This is a genomic window from Mesobacillus sp. QJM3NY_10, assembly GCF_056173465.1.
Genome location: NZ_CM149675.1, coordinates 2,137,774 through 2,159,085, shown reverse-complemented (window position 1 = coordinate 2,159,085; position 21,312 = coordinate 2,137,774). Strand labels below are relative to the sequence as shown.

General features: G+C 40.8%; 24 protein-coding genes and 1 riboswitch. Of the genes, 5 read left to right on the top strand and 19 right to left on the bottom strand.

Going from position 1 to position 21,312, the window contains the following annotated elements:
• The first annotated feature begins 155 nt into the window (after nt 1-155).
• Nucleotides 156-566 carry a hypothetical protein gene (locus AC0VX7_RS10860; protein ID WP_475427828.1) on the top strand — a complete coding sequence of 137 codons (411 nt, stop codon included), beginning with the start codon at nt 156-158 and terminating at the stop codon, nt 564-566.
• 92 nt (nt 567-658) lie between these two features.
• On the opposite strand, the gene AC0VX7_RS10855 is transcribed toward AC0VX7_RS10860, so the two are convergent.
• The 13 genes from AC0VX7_RS10855 to AC0VX7_RS10795 form a co-directional block, all read right to left on the bottom strand.
• Nucleotides 659-1,105: a hypothetical protein gene (locus AC0VX7_RS10855; protein WP_475427827.1), complete on the bottom strand. Its 447-nt coding sequence runs from the start codon at nt 1,103-1,105 to the stop codon at nt 659-661.
• A gap of 134 nt (nt 1,106-1,239) precedes the next feature.
• Nucleotides 1,240-1,623 (bottom strand): hypothetical protein, encoded by a 384-nt coding sequence (locus tag AC0VX7_RS10850; protein ID WP_475427826.1) that lies wholly within the window; start codon nt 1,621-1,623, stop codon nt 1,240-1,242.
• 149 nt (nt 1,624-1,772) lie between these two features.
• A complete protein-coding gene (locus tag AC0VX7_RS10845) occupies nt 1,773-1,961 on the bottom strand; it encodes a DUF6980 family protein (protein ID WP_475427825.1) in 189 nt (62 codons plus the stop codon).
• Between the two features lie 156 nt (nt 1,962-2,117).
• Complete coding sequence (locus AC0VX7_RS10840; protein WP_475428136.1) at nt 2,118-2,735, bottom strand: DUF3885 domain-containing protein; 618 nt, start codon at nt 2,733-2,735, stop codon at nt 2,118-2,120.
• Nucleotides 2,736-3,162: 427 nt separating this feature from the next.
• Complete coding sequence (locus AC0VX7_RS10835; protein WP_475427824.1) at nt 3,163-4,191, bottom strand: hypothetical protein; 1,029 nt, start codon at nt 4,189-4,191, stop codon at nt 3,163-3,165.
• 335 nt (nt 4,192-4,526) lie between these two features.
• Nucleotides 4,527-5,015 (bottom strand): NUDIX hydrolase, encoded by a 489-nt coding sequence (locus AC0VX7_RS10830; RefSeq protein ID WP_475427823.1) that lies wholly within the window; start codon nt 5,013-5,015, stop codon nt 4,527-4,529.
• Nucleotides 5,016-5,140: 125 nt separating this feature from the next.
• Nucleotides 5,141-5,338 carry a hypothetical protein gene (locus AC0VX7_RS10825; protein WP_475427822.1) on the bottom strand — a complete coding sequence of 66 codons (198 nt, stop codon included), beginning with the start codon at nt 5,336-5,338 and terminating at the stop codon, nt 5,141-5,143.
• 675 nt (nt 5,339-6,013) lie between these two features.
• Complete coding sequence (locus AC0VX7_RS10820) at nt 6,014-6,511, bottom strand: hypothetical protein (RefSeq protein WP_475427821.1); 498 nt, start codon at nt 6,509-6,511, stop codon at nt 6,014-6,016.
• Between the two features lie 801 nt (nt 6,512-7,312).
• Nucleotides 7,313-7,909, bottom strand: coding sequence for a class I SAM-dependent methyltransferase (locus tag AC0VX7_RS10815; RefSeq protein ID WP_475427820.1), 597 nt, complete (start codon nt 7,907-7,909; stop codon nt 7,313-7,315).
• Nucleotides 7,910-8,080: 171 nt separating this feature from the next.
• Complete coding sequence (locus tag AC0VX7_RS10810) at nt 8,081-9,088, bottom strand: FecCD family ABC transporter permease (protein ID WP_475427819.1); 1,008 nt, start codon at nt 9,086-9,088, stop codon at nt 8,081-8,083.
• Nucleotides 9,085-10,065, bottom strand: a complete 981-nt coding sequence (locus AC0VX7_RS10805) for a FecCD family ABC transporter permease (protein WP_475428135.1) — start codon at nt 10,063-10,065, stop codon at nt 9,085-9,087. The genes AC0VX7_RS10810 and AC0VX7_RS10805 overlap by 4 nt, the downstream gene beginning before the upstream one ends.
• Nucleotides 10,066-10,152: 87 nt before the next feature.
• Nucleotides 10,153-11,073 carry an iron-hydroxamate ABC transporter substrate-binding protein gene (locus AC0VX7_RS10800; RefSeq protein ID WP_475427818.1) on the bottom strand — a complete coding sequence of 307 codons (921 nt, stop codon included), beginning with the start codon at nt 11,071-11,073 and terminating at the stop codon, nt 10,153-10,155.
• On the bottom strand, nt 11,024-11,869 hold the full coding sequence (locus AC0VX7_RS10795) for an ABC transporter ATP-binding protein (protein WP_215029191.1): 846 nt from the start codon (nt 11,867-11,869) through the stop codon (nt 11,024-11,026). Before AC0VX7_RS10795 ends, AC0VX7_RS10800 begins: the two co-directional genes overlap by 50 nt.
• A gap of 177 nt (nt 11,870-12,046) precedes the next feature.
• Between AC0VX7_RS10795 and AC0VX7_RS10790 the strand changes: the two genes are divergently transcribed.
• The 4 genes from AC0VX7_RS10790 to AC0VX7_RS10775 all read left to right on the top strand — a co-directional run bounded on the left by AC0VX7_RS10790 (nt 12,047) and on the right by AC0VX7_RS10775 (nt 15,349).
• On the top strand, nt 12,047-13,093 hold the full coding sequence (locus AC0VX7_RS10790; RefSeq protein WP_475427817.1) for an NAD(P)/FAD-dependent oxidoreductase: 1,047 nt from the start codon (nt 12,047-12,049) through the stop codon (nt 13,091-13,093).
• Nucleotides 13,094-13,113: 20 nt separating this feature from the next.
• Complete coding sequence (locus tag AC0VX7_RS10785) at nt 13,114-13,881, top strand: PD-(D/E)XK nuclease family protein (protein WP_475427816.1); 768 nt, start codon at nt 13,114-13,116, stop codon at nt 13,879-13,881.
• 104 nt (nt 13,882-13,985) lie between these two features.
• Nucleotides 13,986-14,924 (top strand): endonuclease I family protein, encoded by a 939-nt coding sequence (locus AC0VX7_RS10780; protein WP_475427815.1) that lies wholly within the window; start codon nt 13,986-13,988, stop codon nt 14,922-14,924.
• A gap of 179 nt (nt 14,925-15,103) precedes the next feature.
• Nucleotides 15,104-15,349 (top strand): DUF2164 domain-containing protein, encoded by a 246-nt coding sequence (locus AC0VX7_RS10775; RefSeq protein WP_475427814.1) that lies wholly within the window; start codon nt 15,104-15,106, stop codon nt 15,347-15,349.
• A 74-nt stretch (nt 15,350-15,423) separates the two neighbouring features.
• On the opposite strand, the gene AC0VX7_RS10770 is transcribed toward AC0VX7_RS10775, so the two are convergent.
• From AC0VX7_RS10770 to thiC, 6 genes are all read right to left on the bottom strand, one after another.
• Complete coding sequence (locus AC0VX7_RS10770; protein WP_475427813.1) at nt 15,424-16,446, bottom strand: MoeB/ThiF family adenylyltransferase; 1,023 nt, start codon at nt 16,444-16,446, stop codon at nt 15,424-15,426.
• Nucleotides 16,443-17,210 carry a thiazole synthase gene (locus AC0VX7_RS10765; protein ID WP_475427812.1) on the bottom strand — a complete coding sequence of 256 codons (768 nt, stop codon included), beginning with the start codon at nt 17,208-17,210 and terminating at the stop codon, nt 16,443-16,445. The genes AC0VX7_RS10770 and AC0VX7_RS10765 overlap by 4 nt, the downstream gene beginning before the upstream one ends.
• Nucleotide 17,211: 1 nt before the next feature.
• Nucleotides 17,212-17,415, bottom strand: a complete 204-nt coding sequence (thiS, locus tag AC0VX7_RS10760; RefSeq protein ID WP_475427811.1) for a sulfur carrier protein ThiS — start codon at nt 17,413-17,415, stop codon at nt 17,212-17,214.
• Nucleotides 17,412-18,551: a glycine oxidase ThiO gene (gene thiO, locus AC0VX7_RS10755; protein ID WP_475427810.1), complete on the bottom strand. Its 1,140-nt coding sequence runs from the start codon at nt 18,549-18,551 to the stop codon at nt 17,412-17,414. Before thiO ends, thiS begins: the two co-directional genes overlap by 4 nt.
• 3 nt (nt 18,552-18,554) lie before the next feature.
• Nucleotides 18,555-19,160, bottom strand: a complete 606-nt coding sequence (locus AC0VX7_RS10750) for a thiamine phosphate synthase (protein WP_475427809.1) — start codon at nt 19,158-19,160, stop codon at nt 18,555-18,557.
• Nucleotides 19,161-19,253: 93 nt separating this feature from the next.
• Nucleotides 19,254-21,041, bottom strand: coding sequence for a phosphomethylpyrimidine synthase ThiC (gene thiC / locus AC0VX7_RS10745; protein ID WP_475427808.1), 1,788 nt, complete (start codon nt 21,039-21,041; stop codon nt 19,254-19,256).
• A 125-nt stretch (nt 21,042-21,166) separates the two neighbouring features.
• Nucleotides 21,167-21,281: riboswitch (TPP riboswitch) on the bottom strand.
• Between the last annotated feature and the right edge of the window lie 31 nt (nt 21,282-21,312).

Below are 21,312 nucleotides of genomic sequence, written 5' to 3'. Positions count from 1 at the left end.
GGTTTATTCAGTAAGTGATTCAACAAGAAGGAACATTAGACCTTCCTGGATTAATAAATTTTTTTATCAACTAAAGGAATTTACTGGAATCTGATACAATAAAGTTCAAAGATCGTCTAATTAGAAAAAGGAATAGTTGTCAGGGAGGGAATTCAATGACCAAAAGACTCATAACACTCATTTTAATGCTAACAGTTATTTTACTTGGCGGTTGCATGGAGGAAGTTAGTTCGAAGCTTGGGGGCGAAAGATTGAAGTTTAATTCAGAAGAAAGACTTGTTATCCAAGAACTTTCTAATGAAAATAAGGGAGAATATCAGCAAATAAAAGAAATAACTGACAAAGAAAAAGTGGATATTTTCTTTAAAGTCTTAAGTAACGCAAATTGGGAAGACGATAGCGGCAAAAGTAGTTATCCCGATTTTATGATAAACAGTAAGTATTCGATATGGGCACTTTCTCCTGACAATAATATAAGGGTCCGGGTTAATAACCTCGAAAAGAACACATTTCTTTCCGAGAAAGACTCAAAGACAATTTATAAACTCATTGTCGATGAAGATTAATTGCCTGTTCAACCAATCTCCGTTTGTATAAAAAAAGGCGGTTAATCAATTGAGACCAACGCACCAAGTAGTTGACGTAGATTGCTTTTTTCTTACTTAAAAGACTCGGCTATTTCAACCATACTTTCCTTGGTCCCATTTTCCTCTGAATAGGATGTCAAAATGTAATGATAATCGCCTTCCGTCCAATGAATCGAGGATCCAGGTCCCTTTATAAAGAAACCTTTGTTTCCGTTAACTGTAACATCATCTTCCTCAACATTGTTGTATTCAACCGAGGGAGGTTGGATCGTCAATGAAAGCTTCATCCCTCCATCTTCCCCATTGAATATCACCTCGTGTATATTTGTGTCATGAGGAGGAATAACTCGTTCATACCCTGCTATGCTCATTGGAAATTTCGTCGGAAGCTTGGGGGCGATCCCTTCCTCTTTCAATTCTTCTTTAAGTGCCGTATGGTCAAACCTTTCTTCTTTTTGACTGCATCCCAATATGATCAAGGGAAATAATAAAAATAACATAGACAATACCCTTTTCATGACCATCCTCCTTCGCTGTAAATTATCTACGTTTTCATTTATAAAAACGTTTCAATTTCACACAGAAAAAGTTACAGATTTTTCTAATTCAATTAAAATTACTTATTCAAAGTAAAACAACTATGAATGAAAAATTATAAATTGAAGATAGTTGCAATCACAATAAAAGCGCTAATGTAAAACACTCCTATAATCGGTAATGAAATATAAAACACCCCAGAAAAAGCAGCATATTTTTTTACCACGATGTAATGAGTTAATACATAAGCTATTCCATTAGCAATTAATACAAATACTACTGCTATATATGCGCCAGCAATTCCTCTATTAATATATTCTCCGTCAGAAAAGAAATAAGAGTAAATAAAGATACTCGATATTATAAAACTTCCAAATAGATATATATATAAACCTGGCAGTAATTTTATAAAATTAAGTTTCTTAGTAACTAATAATAAAAAATACGAAACCACACTGATAATAACAACTGTTATTAAGTAATAAGCAAGGAAACCCAAGACATCACCCCTTTTTCAAACTAATCAACTATTGTTATTCCACAAAAAAAGCGCTAATCCTTCCAGGATCAACGCTACTGCTTGTTAAATGTTTTCACCCTAAACAAATCCTCTGGTTTCTCTCCTAAATTAGCGAGTACTTCAAGACCCTACACTTTAGAACCACACCAGGGACAGTAATGAATTTCTATACTTGAAGAACCTCCATCATGAATTACTAATCCGTATTCATTGCTTTCCTCATCATATATGATTATTTTATCTGGACAATCATAAGGATGTATTTCGCAGTTCAAACTTGCATGGTAATCCATGTCCTCACAGCACTGCTTTTTCACAATATCAGCTCTCCTTGTTAGGTTAAGCAAATAGGGTCAATTCCCTACAAAAGATAATAATCCCCTTACCAAACCTATGTATACCTTGCTAAACTAATAATGAAAAAGCCGCCGCTATCATTGGCAGCGTACTCTGCAAAACTTGTCAGGTGAAAATTATTGAAATATCTTATCTATTGTTTTTCTGTCATAATCTAATATCCATCCGATAAATTTTTCATAAACATCTCTAATTGTTTCCGTAGAGGTTGCTATTAAATCACATCCTCTGTCATCATAAACATGAAATATGGTTTTCCTGTTGGTGTTTACAAAATATATCCGATTAATAATACTAGGTTTTATCCCCATATCTTTATTGCAGATTGCTTTCAGCATCGGAACATAACTTAAGTCTGACACTTTACAATTTATAGTAAATCTATGTGTTTTATATGTTCCTCCTTCATCATCGTTAGGAAAAATATATGTATTTTGTTTCATCTTATATAAAACCGCTTTTTGCTTTATATAACGAGAGAATGCATTCAATTTATATGTAAAAGATTTTCCATTTGAATAATCGTTTACATCAGCTACGATATAGATTTCTTCATCTTGGGAATGCAAATACTTAAATAAAGTAATAGCCCTTTTATATACATTTTGTAGATAAGGGCTATTTTCAAAAGCATTATCACTATCGTAGCTAACGCCTAATTCAAAACGAATCCCAATTGGCCAATTATAAAACAAAGGGGGGCTAAGTTCCAAGTTCGGAAAATTCTCCTTCATAAAATGGTCAAACATCTTAGCACCTCGCTTACCAAAGATAATTTCCTTATAAATAACCTTTAGGAGGAAACGGTTATCGATTTTCCAAAAGTCAGATAGAGTTGTTCCATTTTCCACTTCAACACGCTAGTTCTTTTTTGATTACAATCCAAAAGGGCTATACGGTTATTTATATATACCGTTCGGTTATCAATTTTCCCCATATTACTGCATCTCTATCCTACATAGTGACTCAACTACTCATTTTCCACATGAGCTTGCATCTTATTGGTTATTCCATTACCTTATAAGCAAATTTGGGATCCATGTCAACTTCCATAATATCTGCTGTTAATAGGCCTTTCTGAAGAAGTTCTAACACAGAATTCACGTATGTCTGACCCTCTTTCTTTACAGCTTCTTCACTCATCTCAGCTGCAACTTTTTTTTATTTATTTTTATAGAATTCTATAAAAATTTTCAATTCTTCTTTGTCAAAAGTTGTTATTAACGGTTTTTTGTCATTGAACACATAGTATACCGGGAGTGCACCTGCAGTTAAGTCTCTTAACTCCGGGAATTCCTTCTTAACTGCCTCAAGGTCATCATGAACTTCGAATGTATTAAGCAATCCCCTTATTTCAGGGTCGGAATCGATTAATTCTTTTTCTCCAGGAGGGACGACCGCAAGGACCCTGATTTCCCCGTCCCTTGGTGCCAGCAGGCCTGTATAAGGTGGCTTTGGAACAGCCTCCAGGTACTGGATCATTTGCGCTTTATCCTTTGTAGTAAAATCCATGTCTTCATTATTGAACACAAAGTATACAGGAATGGTTGAAGGTGCCCAGCTGCTTAACCCTGGAAACTCTGCTTTGACAAACTCAATATCATCGTATATTTCAAATCTTTCAAGCTGCTTTTTCACTTCAACAGGCAAATCATAATTTGCGCCTTCTCCTGATGGAACAACCGCCATAGCTGTAAGTGCTCCTTCTTTTTTTGCCAGCATGTCTCCATAATAATTCTGCTCTACGTTCAGCTTCAAATAATATGAAACAGAATCATTTTTCCATTCCGCATTGATAATTAAATAGACAATTCCCCAGCTTTTGTAGCTGTATGGTATGGGAAAACCCTCCTGGTAGTCGTAATCGGTTTGCTCTTTAGAAAAGCTGTCCCATTCACTGACCGTTATTTTTTTTGGCTGGCCGCCTTCTGGAAAGGCGATTGTCAGCTTGTTATCTTCCTTTACCTTATCACCAGGCAACCCTGCGAGCATCTCTACTGGATTTTCAGTATTCTTCTTTGAGCCGCGCCAGTCATATGGGCCTGGATGAGCGTTGATGGAAATGCCATCAACCGAAATCTCCGGAATCGGAGGCTCTTCTTCTTTATAAATCTTATATTTGTCCAGAGCAAACAGGAACAGAAACAAAATCACAAAGCTGGTGCTATACATTAACATTTTCTTTTTCATATGAAGCTCCTATCTATCATGACAGAATAAATTCGATAATCAATTCGCAATCTCCTTTTCTTTGGCTGTGTTAAATAGGGTTGATCCTGCAATCTGGTTCACTGTATGTTGGAAACATAATTATAAGGTAAAGCCGGAATCAGCATAATTTACTGCGAAATAAAGAATCCCCGCAACTGCCTAGGCTAACCCTTGAAGTAGCTCCATTTCAACCGTTCCTTAATTAAACATTACTTCTTGGTAACAGTGAATTTGGGCCTTTTATACCAAATTGAAAATCTATTAATCCATCTCACAATAAAAACGCGCCTGTCCGGATAACAGATGAAGAAAAACTACTTAGAAATACTTTTCTGGTGCTTGACTGTAAACTGGGGATTCGTAACATATTCCATGTAATTTACCATTCCATCAAACTCCAAATAAGCTTTATAGCGAGTTCGAATAGCTGGATGTGTTATAAAGGCAAGAACTTGATCTTTCGCCACCCAACGGCTTTCGGTCGTTTCTTCAGAAACAGCCAATTGACCAACAACAGGTTTGCATACGAAATCAAAAATAACTTGGGTAGGAACATCAGTTACGCTATCATACCATTTAAAAGATCCCGTATTGGAATAGACTCCAATTAAGTAACTAACCGTCGTGGTAATTCCGCTTTCTTCTTTGATTTCACGAACCAAAGCATCCATTAGGTTTTCTCCAACTTCCACTTGTCCTCCAGGATAAACCCAACCACCGTCATGAGTTTTTACTAAGAGGATATTTCCTTTTGAATCTTCAACAATTCCACCTGCGGATACAATATGTGTAGGAAAGGACATATTCCATTCTCCTTTATTCCAAAATTTTTGTTTATTTAATGCATATAAACTTCCCCATCCCCACCTCGTTTGTTTATTAGGAAGGATTCAAAAAAAGCAGCCAATTTCCCCATGGGTCTACAACCCTATTTCGTACTGCCCTGTTTTTTAAGGATTGGTTTTATTATCTGTATCCCAAGTTCAACTGATGTCTCTATATAACCGATAATTTGATTAAAAGTAAAAACAGTAAGGTTTTCATTTAGATAATCCTTATCGTACTCCATATCTCCCAATGCATAAGGAATAAATTTTTCAACATCTATAGAAGTAACTTCATCCAAATCTAAGATTGGCCTTTTCTGCTATTTTGCAAGCAATATAAAACTTAAGGAGAATCAAAAGCCGATTTTTTCCCAGTTGGACATTACTAAATCTCCTTTTCTATCTTATTATCTTTACATTAATAGTCTTGGAATAAACCTTTCATTAATATTGAATACCCTGATTCTTAATTTCTATAAAACTGGCATTAATTCCTCTTAGTATCCAATTAATTGGGAGTGATTTATTTATTACTATCAACTGGGTGGAAATCCTATGAAGCTGATAAACGCCTTTTGGGCCACGAGAAAAGTGGAACGACTAGGATTTATGCTCAACTAAGCGGAAGCGTCAGACAGGATTTTTACCAGAAGTACTTCTGACAAAGCGAAAAAGCAACACAATTTAAGCGTTGCTTCTGTACTCTTGTACTGTCCCTTTTTTCAATAAGTGGATTGAGCAGCCGCTCCCTTCATGATCCTAAACTAAGCCCCCAATTCAGGGGATTTCTTGTTCACTCATATGCCCGAATGGTGATAACAAGGAATTATCTAAGTTGTGGTAAGTTCACCGTGAAGTGCTAAATGAAAAATTTTGATTTTATTGAAAGTGAGTTGTATTTTATTTAATTTGTTTTTTACAATACTCTTTTGCCGTTAAAACCATTGGTATCATTTTGTATCAACTTGTTGATGTCATTTGGAAGGATGTTTCTTTTCAGTAAAGTTTGTAAGCCAAATGTTAGCGGCAAATACAACTAAATAAACCAAAAAGGATAAAAATAAATTCCAGCCGGTATATGTAAAAACATGAAATTTAACAGATATCCATTCGATAGTTATGGCGACTCCTGACCAAAAAACAATATAAGAAAAACACTTTAAACCTTTGGGTTTGTAATATTGATAAAAGTTTACTACAAAGTAAGGCAGAGTTGGGTAAGTTACAAAGTGCAATAATACATCAAATAGTTCATGGGTTTTATGGTCGATCGTAAAGTATAATTCATAAGGTTTTACACTAAGGGTGATGTCAGCTGTCAAAGCAAGAAAGATGTTAAATGTCCAAATGATAGTGATGGTTACAGCAGACAAGTGCCTAGGTAATTTGAACATCAGTGCAAAAGTAATCAAGGTGGAAGATATTATAAATATTTCATTCGCGTCAAATTTCTCAGGAAGAGGTAAGGTCATATAGTTTTCACCTCTTTGTCTTTATTAATCAGTTTTTCTAAATAAAAGGAGTAGATAGCCAATAACAAAGAAATAAGACTATATCTCAAATATGAATAAAATACATTCCAATTTACCCATTCCAAATATTTAATATGAACGAAATATATTTCAATTGAAATAAGTGCTGTTAAAAAGATGAATGAATAGATTGATTTACTAAAAATAGTTCTATTAGAGAACAAAATATAAATTAACCATAAAAGTAAAGCTGACTTGAGTGTTAACTCAGGTATTTTTTGTGTCCAAAATATTAATTCACTTGATGGGTCTTGCTTTGTTAATTTTAAATTTAGATTAATGATTAAACCTGTATTTGTAATAAGAATATTGGATAAGAAATAAGAGCCCAAGATGTTCGTGACGTTCATTTTCTTCATCAAGAAATACAAGGAAATAAGTGATAATATCGCTAAAATCAAAAAAAGCCCAACCGTTTGCATATAGTCACCATCTTTAATTATTTGTAGTTAATTTATGCATAAATGACTGAAATACACGGTATCGAAAAGAAATACTCTTAAAAGAATAAATTATTTTTCTGAATTTAAATCATTACAAGTAAAAGGAACAAACTTTTTTTAAAATCTTGTTCTTCTGCTGGCTGGAATTTAAAATATCTTAAAAAGCGGTTAAAACAGTAAAAGTAACTTTTTTATTTGAAAGCAGGCAATTTTCATCTATTCTTACATACCTACAAAAAGGTGCTTAACCCAAAATGGATCAAAGCACCCTTTGCTTGTGAACAGACCGTTATTTATCTTACTTTATGCTGCTGGAAATAAACATGGAGGCATCCTGGTTCATAAAAATACGAGTTCCTTTATAGAATGTCTTCATTTTAGTAGATTTAAATCCAGCTCGTGTCAAACTTTTGTTCAGTTCTTCATGTGAAAAGCCGTTATGAACTTTCGGATGATTTATTTTATCGTTTTTGTCAAAATCAATAATAATCAGCTTGCCACCGTCACTTAATATGCTGAACATTTCTTGCAAAATTTTTTGAGTATCCGGTATATGAAGTAGGACTAGAGACATTAAGACGATATCTGCCTTAAGTTCAGGAGTTTCTTGAGTGAAATCTGAATAAAGTACTTTTGCGTTGGTCATCCCTTTGTTAGAAATCTTGGCATTCGCCACCTCCAACATCTGTTGAGATGAGTCTACCAGCAAGATCGAATCAACTAGGTCTGATAATTCTAAACTAACCAGACCTGTACCGCTCCCATAGTCCATTAAGGAACTGGATTTGTTATTTTGTAGTTCTTGTCTTACTTCCTTCACTATAACTTTAGCTAATTCAATTCTGTCTTCGGTATCGTATCTTTTGGCCATCTGTTCAAATACGTTATTCTCCATATTCCACACACCTATGTATAAATTTTTTAGGTTACTTATTGGCCAGTATAGCAAAGTTCAGTACCTATGGCAGGATTCTACCTTCAACCCCTCTCGTATATATGCAAATGGGCGAGGAAAGTTTGATATCCTCGCCCTTCTATTCCTGAGTTTTGCACAGGTCTCAGCCATCTATTTTTTTAAAAGCAAATACACAAAGTACGGTGCACCAATCAATGCGGTCATGATTCCTGCCGGGATGCCTTCTGGTTCAAGGAGGTTGCGGCCGATGGTGTCTGCGAACAATAACAGCCATCCGCCGATCAACACTGCGATTGGAAGGAATAATTGGTTTCTTGGACCTATAAGTGCTTTTGCAAGATGCGGGGCCATCAAGCCGATGAAGGCGATCCCGCCTGTTACCGACACGGCCGAAGCTGCTAATGCAACTGCTGTCAAAAGCAGGACGATCCTTTCTTTTTCAATCGATACTCCAACACCGATCGCGACCGGATCGCTCAGGCTCAGAAGGTTTAAGCGATTGGCTTTATAAAGCGTAAACGGAACCAGGATCAGCAGCCATGGCAGAAGTGCCAGTATAAACGGCCAGTCTGTTCCCCAGATATTGCCGGCAAGCCAGCGGGCGATAAAATCAACTTTTTGCCTTTCTGCTGCTGAAATAATGACAATCATTGCACCTGACAGTGCCATCGAAAAACCAATACCGACAAGAATCAGTCTAACAGGCTGTAGTCCTATTCCTTTTTTATAGGAAAATAAATAAATCAGAATCGCGGTTACCAGAGCGCCACCGAACGCGACCAGTGGAAGCATATACGCAAACGAAGCGGCATCGATTGGGAAGAAGAGAAAGAACACGGCAATTCCTAATCCTGCCCCAGAGTTTATCCCGATGATCCCGGGATCAGCCAAATCATTTCTCGTTAGTCCCTGCAAAATCGCCCCGGAAAGTGCCAGCGCCATCCCAGCTAGAAGTGTCACGATAATTCGCGGCATTCTGATTGAAAACAGTACAAACTCTTCTTTGAACGTTCCATTTCCGAATATCGTCGGCAAGATCCGATTATACGATACGGAGGAATAGCCCAATCCCAGACTGACTAGGATGGTTATAATAATTAAAACAGACAAGGTCAACACAATATACCTTTGTTTCTTGATAATGGACGGATGAATCATGTGAAGCTCTTCCCTCCTTTGCGGACGATGAACAGGAAGAACGGCAGTCCAAGAATGGAAATAATCGCATAAATCGGTGTTTCATAAGGAGCGTTGATCGTTCGTCCAAGAGTATCTGCGATCAGCATGAACGACGCGCCGAAAATAGCTGACATCGGCAGGACGAATCGATAGTCGGTACCGACAATCATCCTGACGATATGCGGGACCATCAGACCGATAAAGGCCATGTTCCCAACAAGCGCAACCGAAGACCCTGCCAGTAAAACAATAACAATGAATAATACCAATTTAATCAAGCTGGTCTTCTGGCCAAGTCCTACTGCTACTTCTTCACTCAAGCTCAAAATCGTCAGTTGCCTTGCTAGGTAAAAAGCAATCAGCATTCCAACCAAGATGAACGGCACAATGATTTTCAGCTGAGTCCATGATGTTCCCATCAGGCCCCCTGCTGTCCACATCGAGACATCTTTTGAAATTTTAAAATACAGACCGATACCTTCGGCCACTGCGAACAAAAAGGCGGAGACTGCTGCTCCGGCCAGGACGATTCGCAATGGGGAGAATCCGCCCTTCTTCAAGGCACCAATCCCAAAAACGAGGACGACGCCGACAGCTGCACCGATAAAACAAGCAAATGTGATGGCGAGGTAACCGGCCGAAGGACTGAGCGCCATAATCAGTGCCAATGCAGCATTTGCTCCAGCCGTCAAACCAAGCAAGCCCGGGTCAGCGAGCGGGTTTCTCGTCAGGCCCTGCATGATTGCACCAGCTACCGAAAGGGCAGCACCTACAAAAATTGCCGCAACCTCCCTTGGTAGCCTGATTTCCCTGATCATGGTTATTGTATCTGTTTTAGTAGTTGAAGTAAGTGCCAGCCAGATTTCCTTTATGGTCGTATCTGCTGCTCCAAATACCATGGCCGTCATGAAACTGCCGACTAATACGATGATTCCGACAGCGAACTTAATCAGCATAGAGAGCGAGCTGTTTTGGTTGATCATATGCATCTCATCTTCCTTATAGCAAGAAGAGGAATCCATAAGAATTCCTCCTGCTACTTTTTATTGTTCTAAAAATGATTTTTTAAAGAATTCCAGCTGATATTCAAGTGTTAGAGGATCATTGAAATAGAATTCCTTCGCATTCACTTCGAATACACGGTTATTCTTTACGGCAGGAATATTTTTATAAGTCTCTGTTTGCTGGAACGATGTATCTCCCTCTGCATTCTTGCTGAATACCACATAATCACCAGCGTATTCAGACAGTACTTCCGGGGAAATCGCATAGTAACCAGGTTCTAGAGCTGCTTCCTTCACTTTTTCAGGCATATTCAAGCCCATTTCCTGGTAAAGGATTTCCGTACCCCTTGCCCAGTTATCGCCAAATACGTACAGTTCCTTGTCGAAGTTTTCGATAACAGAAACGGTTGCGTCTGCACCAATTTTCGCCTTGATTTCTTCGCCAGCCGCTTTAGAGTCTGCCTTGAAGTTATCAATCCACTCTTGGGCTTCTTTTTCTTTATTTAGAACCTTACCGATTTCCAAGTGCTGCTCCAGGTAACCGAGCTTACCGTATGTAAAAGTCACGGTAGGTGCGATTTCCTTCAGCTTATCGACATTTTTGATATTAGAGAGACCAATGATCAGGTCTGGATTTAATTCAATGATTTTCTCCAGGTTTTCATCTGTCACTTCTTCCACGTCCTTCAGTTTTTCAAAGCGTGGATTCATTTTTGACCATGCATCAACACCGACCATGTTCACATCTAGAGCCATTACATTTCCGGCAAAAGAAGAAAGAACAATGACTCTTTCAGGATTTGCAGGGACTTCTACAGCACCATTTTCAGATTGATAGGTGACCGTTTCTGGGGAATCTTCTTTCTTTTCGTCGCTTGATTTATTCGTGGTCTCTCCGCCTCCGCAAGCACTAAGAACGAGCACCAGCATAAGCAGGAATGGCATAAGTAATTTCTTCATTTTCTTCTTCTCCTTTTAATAAGTTGTACGTGATGCAAATCGGTTTATTCGTACGTGGATCTCTCCCGATTTCAGCGTCAATTTGGAATACTTTCCTGAGAACAGGCTTGTTGATGACTTCTTCGCTTGTTCCTGTTTTGACAATCCTTCCTGCCTTGAGGGCGATAAGGTGGTCAGCAAACCTCGCTGCATGGTTCAGATCATGGAGCACCATCACAATCGTCCGGCCCTGCTCCCTGTTCAATTTCTGAAGCAGTTCGAGAATCTCAAGCTGATGCGCCATGTCCAGATAGGTCGTTGGTTCATCAAGGAATATCATTTCCGTTTCCTGCGCGAGAGCGAGTGCGATCCAGACACGCTGCCTCTGCCCGCCGGACAAGGAATCGACGGCCTCGTATTTATAACTTGCCGTTCCTGTCACTTCAAGAGCCCAATTTATGACCTCCATATCCTTTTTGGTCAGCCTCCCAAATCCCTTTTGATAAGGAAAGCGTCCATACGACACCAATTCCCCTACCGTCAGGCCGGCAGCACTTTCAGGTGTTTGTGGAAGAATGGCCATCTTTCGTGCCAGGCTTTTCGTATCTTCATTAGAGATACTAGAACCATCCAGGTAAATCGAGCCAGACTGATGGGGAATGATTCGTGACATCGATTTTAACAAAGTCGATTTGCCGCAGCCATTTGGGCCAATGATAATCGTGACTTGTTGATCGGGGATTTCTAAAGTCAGGTTATTCACGATTGTTTTTTCCCCGTATCCCACGTTCAATTGGTCTGTGTATAAGCGGACCATTCCTCATTCCTCCAAAGTTTTTCATTTTCTCGTTGATAATGATTATCAATGTCGTTTACAATGTATACTATAAAGCTATTAATTTATTCAGTCAATGACAGATTTGTGAATTATCTATTTTTCCATCCTATTTTCAAAATATTTAACTCGATCAATCCACTACTAGGAGTGTTTTCCATGGAAAATATTGAAATCTATGACCTTACGATTATTGGCGGCGGGCCTGCCGGACTTTATTCTGCCTTTTATGCCGGCCTTAGAGAAATGAAGACGAAAATAATCGAAGCCCAGCCAGATCTTGGCGGGAAGATTCATGTCTATCCGGAAAAAGTAATTTGGGATGTTGGGGGAATCGGTCCTATCACCGGTGCAAACTTAATCAAACAATTAAAGGAACAGGCGCTGACTTTCAGCCCAGAGGTTGTGTTGAATGAAAAAATTGAATCAATCAGTACTCATGAGGGTTTATTTTTACTAAAAGGAGCTTCAGGAGAGATTCACTATTCGAAATCTGTCATCGTTGCGATTGGAAGCGGAATCTTAAAACCTCAGAAACTAAAACTTGAGGGTGCGGAAAAATTCGAGGTGTCAAACCTTCACTATATGGTCAATTCGCTCAAATATTTCAAGGGTCGGACGGTTGTCATATCCGGTGGTGGCAATTCGGCGATAGATTGGGCGAATGCTCTCGAACCTGTTGCAAAAAAGATCTATCTCGTCCACAGGAGAGATTGCTTCTCTGGCCATGAATCTCAAGTGACCCAGTTGATGAACAGCTCGGTGGAATGTGTGTTTCATTCGAGCATTACCAATTTAATTGCTGACCAAAGCCGGTCATCAATTGAACATGTCGAAATCACCAATCAGAATACAGGTGAAGTCCTTCATCTTGCTGTTGACGATGTACTAGTCAATCATGGTTTTGATCAGGACGCATCATTGCTGCAAAATAGTGAACTTGAACCGAAGTTGATTGATGATTTTTACATCGATGGAACAGCAACAAGCGAAACCTCCGTCCCCGGCTTATTTGCTGCAGGAGATATTTTAAAGCACGAAGGAAAATTGAATTTAATAGCAGGGACATTCCAGGATGCAGCCAACGCAGTCAATAAAGCAAAACAGTTTATCGAACCGGCAGCTTCCCAAGCGGCAATGGTGTCGTCCCATAACAAAGTATTTTCAGAGAGAAACAAGGAAATGATTCTTCAATTGATCAATTGATTATTAAGGAGGGATTGCTCTTGCGAGAGAAGCAAACTGGGAAAATGCTGGCCGATTACCATCTGGAAACATTTCTGCAGTGTCCATACAAGTTTTATCATCAGTTCGTGACCGGCAAGAAGTTAAGCGAGTATAGCTGGCGCCAGGCAGTACAAAATTCTGTTAATCTTATTGTCCATCAATTCTATAGCCTGCCGCCCAATACAAGAAGCAAGATTGCGGCACTAAGATTGATCCAGCAGTACTGGGACCAGATCCCTCTCCATTTATTTCAGAATAAAGCTCATTACTATACAATTCTGGCAAAAATTACAGATCATCTGCTGCAGGTCCTGGGGAAAAGGGAAATCGATAGCTCTCCACTCTTCTTGTATGATCAATTTCAAACTTCCATAGAGGAAATCAATGTTTCGATCAAATTCGAGGTTGGGAATTGGAGCGATCGAAGCTTCACAGTTTCAAAATATCTGCTGGATGCAGACGATTCGATGGTAAAACTGTATACATATTTAACGATCCTTTTTTCCGATAGAGCATTTGGAAAGCTCCCCGAGAAGGTCGAAGTGATTACCCTTCTTGATGGCAGCCATTTCGAATTTTATCCTGAAGAAAATGATGTCCAGCTAGCAAGAAATTATTTTAATGAACTCAAAGAGAGTATTAGAAAGCCCAGAAAATATACCACTATCGTTTCATCTCAGGACTGCAGCCAATGTGCATTTGAGGATGGTTGCAACTTCAAGAATGAAGCGAGAGTTGAAGTGAAGAAATCTGGCTACTTGCATTAGTCATTGAAGACTCTTTATTCGAGCATTTTATCCTCTCAAGTCTTTGAAGGACAATCTGTTAAAGGGTAAAATAGGGATACCATGACAAGAATGAGGAGTTCGGTATGTCAAAGTATAAAAAACAACGGCAACAAGACCGCTGGGACCATAAGTACGATTCCCTGGATTTGAAAAAGCTGCTGACAATCCTGAAGGAAAACCGGAGGAACATCCAGAGTAATCAACAGCTCTATTATGATCCAGACCAAGATGAGCTGGATATCAAAAAATATTACCGTGGTGCGCAGAAGTTGGATTTGTCAGGTCTGGCCCTCTTTTACAAATTCCATACAATCGTGTTCCAATCTCATAAAAATCAGCTGCCCTACTTCCTGGCAAAGGATTTGTATTTGTACACATGGGTCGATTTATATCCGGACGGTTCCGCGAAGAGTGTTTATTCCAGCCAGAAGAAGGATCCGGAGTCATTATTGATTGAGGATAACGAAACACTGAGGGAGAAATACGATGAGTTCAGACGGCGATCACGCAAGATTCAAGTGAATGGCTTTGATTCGATCAAGGATTTGAAGGTTTTTGAGGACCATTTCAAGATGAACACAGAACATATTGTGCCGCAGTCCTGGTTCGAGGGAGCCGAGCCGATGAAAGGTGATCTACACCACCTTTTTGTCTGTGAACCTGATTGCAACATCTCGCGCTCGAACTACCCATTCGCCGATTTTGATTTTTACAATCCGGAACGTGACGATGAGCCAATTCAGAATAACTGCGGAGTCACAACAGGCTTCGAGTTCGAACCTGAACACGGCAAGGGAGCCTCCGCTCGGGCCATGCTTTATTTTTTCCTAAGATATCCTAAACGTGTAAAAAACGAATTCAAAAAGAAAGTCGATATTCCGCTGCTCGTCCGCTGGAACAAAGAATTCCCGCCAACCCTGTACGAACAGCACCGCAATCAAGCCATCTATTATATCCAGGGAAACCGCAACCCGTTCATTGATTTTCCAGAATTGGCTGAGAAGATTGAATTTCCATGGTAAAGGCTGAACCAGCATGTGATGGTTCAGCCTTTTGTCTGTTTACAGGTTTTCTTTGCCCTATTGTTCCCTGCATCTACATGTTCTCAATTGACATAAATTAAGAAAAAAATAAAGACTGTAATTTAGATTAATTTATAGATAAAGTGTTCCTTGTATGAATTTGAGAGGAGTGGCCTGCTATGTTTTATAAGTTCAAAAAAGAGCAGCAGCAAGAAATGATTTCTGATATCCAGAGGTTTTTTTCAGATGAAAGGGATGAAGAAATTTCGGAATTTGCAGCGGAAAGAGTTTTGGACTTCATTAAAGAATCACTAGGACCCCACTTTTATAACGCAGCTGTATTAGATGCCATCCAAGTTGTAAATCAACAACATTCTTCTATGGAAGAGGAAATGTTAACCTTGGAGCAGCCAATAAGAAAATAGTACAAACCTGAAACCCGGCCATGGTGAGCCGGGTTTCTTATGGTTTATCCTACTCCTTAAAAAACAGAAACTTTTTAGGATCTCAGAAAACGATAATAAATTTTTTTAGCTTGCTGGACGTCTCTTACTCCATGGACAAGCACTCTTCCATCGTGGAACACAACTAATCTGGCCTGGTCGGTTGTGAAAGTGAGCAAATACGGATTCCTCTCGATGCTAATTCCTTGAGCTACCAGGGATTTTTCCAGAGATGAAATATCTATGTTCTGCAGAACTGGTGGCCTGATTTGAACCGTTTCCCTACCACAAAGCAGCGCGGTCTTTGTCTGATTCACATAGGAAAGGTAGGGATAAGATGGCTCATGTCCACAGGACAAGCATTCCGATTTTTTCAAGCCGAAAACATCTATGGAACTGAATTGATTTTTCCAAAGATCGAATGAAACCAGTGTCCCTCGCAAGGACTCGAGTTCACACACTAAAATTTTCAATGCCTCCGCAGACTGATAGGATGCGACCATTTGAATAGCCGGCTGAATGACTCCAACTGTATCACAGGTGACACCTCCCAAAGGCAATTTATCCATCAGGCAATTCAGACATGGCGACACTCCAGGCAAGATTGTATAACTCACCCCATAGCTTCCGACACAACCTCCATAAATCCAAGGCACCCTGTGCTTTTGTGCGGAATCATTGATCAGGAAACGAATGTCGAAATTGTCACTTGCGTCAATAATTAAATCGATTCCACCTATCATTTCCTCTAATTCCTGCACCCCAACATCCATCACTCGAGGTATGATCTGCACCTCTGAATTTATTGACTTCAATCGGTTGGCTGCGGCAATGGCTTTCGGGGTTTTACGATTTACATCTTCTTCACAATACAGCTGCTGACGCTGCAGATTACTCCACTCCACATAATCACGATCGGCAATTGTTATCGTCCCAACTCCTGCCCTCGTGAGCGTTTCGGCATTCGCAGAACCCAGTGCCCCGGCTCCGATGATCAGGACATGTTTTTCTTTTAAATTCTTTTGCCCTTCCTTGCCAATCGGCGAAAATAAGATTTGTCTGGAATAGCGTTCATTCAACTAAAAACCATCCCTTCCTCCGGGCTGCTTGCTGATGCATATCTTCTTCGCGGCATTCGTCCTGCTTCATAGCCCAGCCGCCCTGCTTCAACGGCCAGCTTCATGGCCCTGGCCATTTTGACCGGATCTTCCGCAGCTGATACTGCTGTATTTAATAAAACCCCATCAGCACCCAGCTCCATCGCCAGTGCTGCATCCGCCGGGCTTCCAATTCCTGCATCTACGATAACTGGCACATTCGCCTGCTCCGTAATGAATTGGAGATTCATAGGATTGATGATTCCCTGTCCTGATCCAATTGGCGAAGCACAAGGCATTACGGCATGGCAGCCGAGTTCTTCTATTTTCCTGGCAAGCACCACATCATCAGAAATGTAAGGCAGGACAATAAACCCTTCCTCCAATAGAATTTCCGCTGCTTTAAGTGTTTCAACCGGATCAGGGAGAAGTGTTTTGCTGCAGCCAATGACCTCTACTTTAATCATGTCGCAAAGTCCGGAGGCTTTGGCGAGCCTGGCAATTCTCACCGCTTCCTCTGCTGTCTTGGCTCCGGCCGTATTGGGCAGAAGCTTATATTTATCGAGCTCCAGCTTTTCCAAAAAATTTGGCTGGTTCGCTTCAAAGATGTTCATCCTGCGGACAGCAAAGGTAAGCACTTCTGACCCTGACGCTACAACTGCTTCTTTCTGAACATCAAAGCTAGGATATTTCCCTGTTCCCAGCAACAAGCGCGATTTAAATTGATATGATCCAATTTTCAACATTTCATCCGCCTCCTACAAAATGGACGATTTCGATTCTGTCTCCCTCTGTCAGCATGGTTTCAGCATGCAGGGCTTTATCGATAATCTGCTGGTTTTGCTCAATAATGACGACCTTCTCCTCCAAATTAAAATGCTGAAGCAAGAGGGAAAGCCTATTAACTGAGTCTGGAACCTCCATGGCATTTCCGTTAACCACTACCTTCATAAAAGCACCTCTTTTTCAGTCTCAACTATGGTTTTGAGTCGAGTTAATTTAAATGGATTATGCTGATCTGCTTTGCCTTCAATTAAATCTGCCATAAGTTCCCCTGTGACCGGTGCAAGGAGGATTCCGTTACGGAAATGGCCTGTGGCAATAAATAATCCTTTATAAGCGGGATGTTCCCCTAAATATGGCAGTCCATCTGCCGATTGTGGACGTATTCCGGCCCATGCTCGATCCCATTCTGCCTTCCCAATCTCAGGAACGAGGTTTTGGGCTTTTTTCATAAGCAAGGATAAACCTTCCATGGTCACTCTCTCATCGAATGAGTTTGCCTTTACGGTAGCGCCGACAAGCAATCTTCCTGAAGCCTTCGGAACAATATAACAACCAGGGGAGAAAACCGTCCCCATAATAAGCGGCTTTTCAGGTATTACCGTGAAGCACTCCCCTTTTACTGGAATGATTGGAAGTGAAAGGCCCGCCTTTTCAAGGACCGACCTGCTCCAGACACCGGAAGCGACAATAACGGTATCTGCATGGAATCCTCCCGTGGAGGTTTTAACTCCCTGAACCCTTCCCTCTTTTAAAATAAAATCTACTACATTGCTAAACTCATAAAATGCAGCGCCAAGAATCATGGAAGCTTTTGCAAAGGCAAGGGACAATTCATATGCCTCAACCTGTCCGTCATTCGGTAAATACATAGCTCCTCGCAATAGGGTTGACAAGCCTGGCTCTCGTTTGGACAGTTTTTCCATTGAAAGCCATTCAGCCTGCTCCCCCATTTTCACCTGGCTTTCTGCCAATCTTCTTAATTCCAGCTCCTGCTCGATAGTGACGGCCACTTTATACGTGCCTTTATTTTGGTAGCCTATATGCATTTGGGATAATTCTTCAAGTTCAGGAATCAGGCTTTGATACATAGCCCGGCTTTTGCATGCCAGCCGGAAAAGCGGTCCATCTTCTGTAAGCTCCGTTTGGGTTCCTAACATACCTGCCGCTGCCCCTGACGCCTTACCTGCAATCTTTCCCTTTTCCAAAACAGCTACTTTGTATCCTCTTTTGGCCAGTTGAAAAGCTATGGAGCTCCCGATGATGCCCCCTCCGACAATTAAGGAGTCAAAATGCTTTCTCATTCCCTATGCCTCCTGATTCAGTTTCTTTGAAAATGTTTTTGCTGCCTCGCGTGGATCCTTTGCATGTAAAATCCCCGATATCACAGCAATGCCATCTGCTCCTGCATTTAGCACCTGATGGACATTATCTGGTTTGATTCCGCCAATTGCATAAACCGGAATGCCCACTTTCTTTTTTACAGCCTCGAGGGCTTCTATTCCCCTCGGTTGGATTCCCAACTTGGATTGCGATTCAAATACGTGCCCAAACAAAAGATAACCTGCCCCCTGCATCACTGCAGCAATAGCTTCTTCAGAAGAATGGATAGAGCAGCCGATCGTTAAGTCTGGAAAATGCTTTTTGACAACATGGACAGGAAGACTGTGGAAAGCAAGCTGCACACCTGTTTTACATGCCCATGCCACATCCAACCGATCATTGATGACAATTTTATGAAGGGGGATTCCCACATGAATCAGCAGTTCGACACCTTCATAAATCTCCCTTGATGTCCGATGTTTTTCCCTTATGTGGAACTTGTCAGCAAAGGGTTCCACTTCCCCGGCTATCTCAGCAAAAGCCTTAAGAGAAAGCCTTCCATCTGAAATAACATGCAGTTGTTTCCTCATTCAGGCTTTCTCCTTTTAAAAATATGTCAGAACCACCTTCTGGATTGAAAGTGGCTTTCTTTTCCACTTCTAAATTAGCTCAAGGTTTTCCATTTACTGATAAATGCTTCCTCCCGCTTTTTTAAATTCCTCTGCTTTCTCAACAAGCCCTTTCTCGATTGCTTCAGCCGTGTCCAGCTTATTCTCTTTTGCATAATTCCGGATATCCTGGGAAATTCTCATGCTGCAAAATTTGGGACCGCACATGGAACAGAAGTGAGCAGTTTTAGCACCTTCAGCCGGCAATGTTTCATCGTGGTATTCTATAGCGCGTTCAGGATCCAGAGATAGATTGAATTGATCTCTCCAACGGAATTCAAAACGGGCTTTTGACAGGGCGTTATCTCTTTTTTGTGCTCCTGGATGGCCTTTTGCCAGGTCAGCGGCATGCGCTGCGATTTTATAAGTGATCACACCCTCGCGCACATCATCTTTATTAGGCAAACCTAAATGTTCTTTAGGCGTCACGTAGCAGAGCATGGCCGTGCCATACCAGCCAATCATCGCCGCACCAATTGCAGAGGTGATGTGGTCATACCCTGGGGCAATATCTGTCGTAAGTGGCCCAAGGGTATAAAAAGGCGCCTCCTGGCAAATTTCCAGTTGCTTATCCATGTTCTCCTTGATTAAATGCATCGGAACATGTCCAGGTCCCTCAACCATTACCTGAACATCGTGCTCCCACGCAACCTTCGTCAATTCCCCTAGTGTTTCGAGTTCTGCAAATTGGGCTTCATCATTGGCATCGGCAATTGATCCAGGACGCAAGCCATCCCCCAAAGAAAAGGCCACATCATAGGTTTTCATGATTTCGCAGATTTCTTCAAAGTGCGTATATAAAAAGTTTTCTTTATGATGATGCAAGCACCATTGAGCCATGATCGAGCCGCCACGCGATACGATTCCGGTCAATCGCTTTGCTGTCAGCGGAACGTATCTCAACAAAACTCCTGCATGGATGGTAAAATAGTCAACGCCCTGTTCCGCCTGTTCGATCAAGGTGTCTCTGTATACTTCCCACGTAAGATCTTCGGCAATGCCGTTCACCTTTTCAAGCGCCTGATAGATCGGAACGGTGCCGACCGGAACAGCAGAGTTTCTGATAATCCATTCACGAGTTGTATGAATGTTTTTTCCGGTAGACAAATCCATGATTGTATCTGCACCCCAGCGAGTTGCCCAGGTCATTTTTTCCACTTCTTCTTCGATAGAGGAGGTAACGGCCGAGTTCCCAATGTTCGCATTGATTTTCACATGAAAATTCCTGCCGATAATCATCGGTTCCGTCTCAGGATGATTGATATTGGCAGGAATGATCGCCCTGCCTCTAGCTACTTCAGAACGTACAAATTCAGGATCCATGTTTTCCCGGATGGCGATGAACTCCATCTCAGGTGTAATGATTCCCTTTTTGGCATAGTGAAGCTGAGTAACATTCTTTCCGCTTTTTGCTCTAAATGTCTTGCGGGATAGTCCCGGAAAAACTTTGTGATTAGCACGAGGGTCATGTTCATCATGGTAGCCGTTATCCTCAGGCTTTATTTCTCGCCCGTCATACTCTTCAACATCTCCACGTTCCTGAATCCACCGGCTTCTCAGTGCAGGAAGACCTTTTCTTAGATCTGCAATGTACGTAGGATCCGTATAAGGGCCGCTCGTATCATACACGCGAACCGGCTCATTAATTTCCTCTCCAAAACTTCCGCTGGTTGGGCTTAATTCGATTTCACGCATCGGTACTCTAATATCGTGCTGAGACCCCTCCACATAGACCTTTTTGCTCCCAGAAAAGCTTGACATAATTGCAATGCTGTCCTGGTTTAATGAGTTTGCTGTCGTCATTGATCATCTCTCCCTTTTTAAAATGTTGGGACGAGATCTGGTCACAAAGAAGTTCTCTAGTATGTAAAAAAGCCGGTCCACATAAATATGGACCGGCTTAACCGCGAATGTTTTTTGCACAAAAATCTTGTACAATCTAACTTCCCCACGCTGGTATGATCCAGATCAGGTCCAAAGAGTCAAGAAACTTTAGCGCGTTCCTTTCTCAGCCCAAGCCATTGGGCACCCCTAGTTACTGCTATTCAGTTCACTTATTAGTATACAGAATTCA

What these genes read in the sequence shown, in the direction of transcription:
- AC0VX7_RS10860 (WP_475427828.1), top strand. Translation starts at nt 156, where the DNA reads ATGACCAAAAGACTCATAACACTCATTTTAATGCTAACAGTTATTTTA.
- AC0VX7_RS10855 (WP_475427827.1), bottom strand. Translation starts at nt 1,105, where the DNA reads ATGAAAAGGGTATTGTCTATGTTATTTTTATTATTTCCCTTGATCATA.
- AC0VX7_RS10840 (WP_475428136.1), bottom strand. Translation starts at nt 2,735, where the DNA reads ATGAAGGAGAATTTTCCGAACTTGGAACTTAGCCCCCCTTTGTTTTAT.
- AC0VX7_RS10835 (WP_475427824.1), bottom strand. Translation starts at nt 4,191, where the DNA reads ATGAAAAAGAAAATGTTAATGTATAGCACCAGCTTTGTGATTTTGTTT.
- AC0VX7_RS10830 (WP_475427823.1), bottom strand. Translation starts at nt 5,015, where the DNA reads ATGTCCTTTCCTACACATATTGTATCCGCAGGTGGAATTGTTGAAGAT.
- AC0VX7_RS10820 (WP_475427821.1), bottom strand. Translation starts at nt 6,511, where the DNA reads ATGACCTTACCTCTTCCTGAGAAATTTGACGCGAATGAAATATTTATA.
- AC0VX7_RS10815 (WP_475427820.1), bottom strand. Translation starts at nt 7,909, where the DNA reads ATGGAGAATAACGTATTTGAACAGATGGCCAAAAGATACGATACCGAA.
- AC0VX7_RS10810 (WP_475427819.1), bottom strand. Translation starts at nt 9,088, where the DNA reads ATGATTCATCCGTCCATTATCAAGAAACAAAGGTATATTGTGTTGACC.
- AC0VX7_RS10805 (WP_475428135.1), bottom strand. Translation starts at nt 10,065, where the DNA reads ATGCTGATTAAGTTCGCTGTCGGAATCATCGTATTAGTCGGCAGTTTC.
- AC0VX7_RS10800 (WP_475427818.1), bottom strand. Translation starts at nt 11,073, where the DNA reads ATGAAGAAATTACTTATGCCATTCCTGCTTATGCTGGTGCTCGTTCTT.
- AC0VX7_RS10795 (WP_215029191.1), bottom strand. Translation starts at nt 11,869, where the DNA reads ATGGTCCGCTTATACACAGACCAATTGAACGTGGGATACGGGGAAAAA.
- AC0VX7_RS10790 (WP_475427817.1), top strand. Translation starts at nt 12,047, where the DNA reads ATGGAAAATATTGAAATCTATGACCTTACGATTATTGGCGGCGGGCCT.
- AC0VX7_RS10780 (WP_475427815.1), top strand. Translation starts at nt 13,986, where the DNA reads ATGTCAAAGTATAAAAAACAACGGCAACAAGACCGCTGGGACCATAAG.
- AC0VX7_RS10775 (WP_475427814.1), top strand. Translation starts at nt 15,104, where the DNA reads ATGTTTTATAAGTTCAAAAAAGAGCAGCAGCAAGAAATGATTTCTGAT.
- AC0VX7_RS10765 (WP_475427812.1), bottom strand. Translation starts at nt 17,210, where the DNA reads ATGTTGAAAATTGGATCATATCAATTTAAATCGCGCTTGTTGCTGGGA.
- thiS (WP_475427811.1), bottom strand. Translation starts at nt 17,415, where the DNA reads ATGAAGGTAGTGGTTAACGGAAATGCCATGGAGGTTCCAGACTCAGTT.
- thiO (WP_475427810.1), bottom strand. Translation starts at nt 18,551, where the DNA reads ATGAGAAAGCATTTTGACTCCTTAATTGTCGGAGGGGGCATCATCGGG.
- AC0VX7_RS10750 (WP_475427809.1), bottom strand. Translation starts at nt 19,160, where the DNA reads ATGAGGAAACAACTGCATGTTATTTCAGATGGAAGGCTTTCTCTTAAG.
- thiC (WP_475427808.1), bottom strand. Translation starts at nt 21,041, where the DNA reads ATGACGACAGCAAACTCATTAAACCAGGACAGCATTGCAATTATGTCA.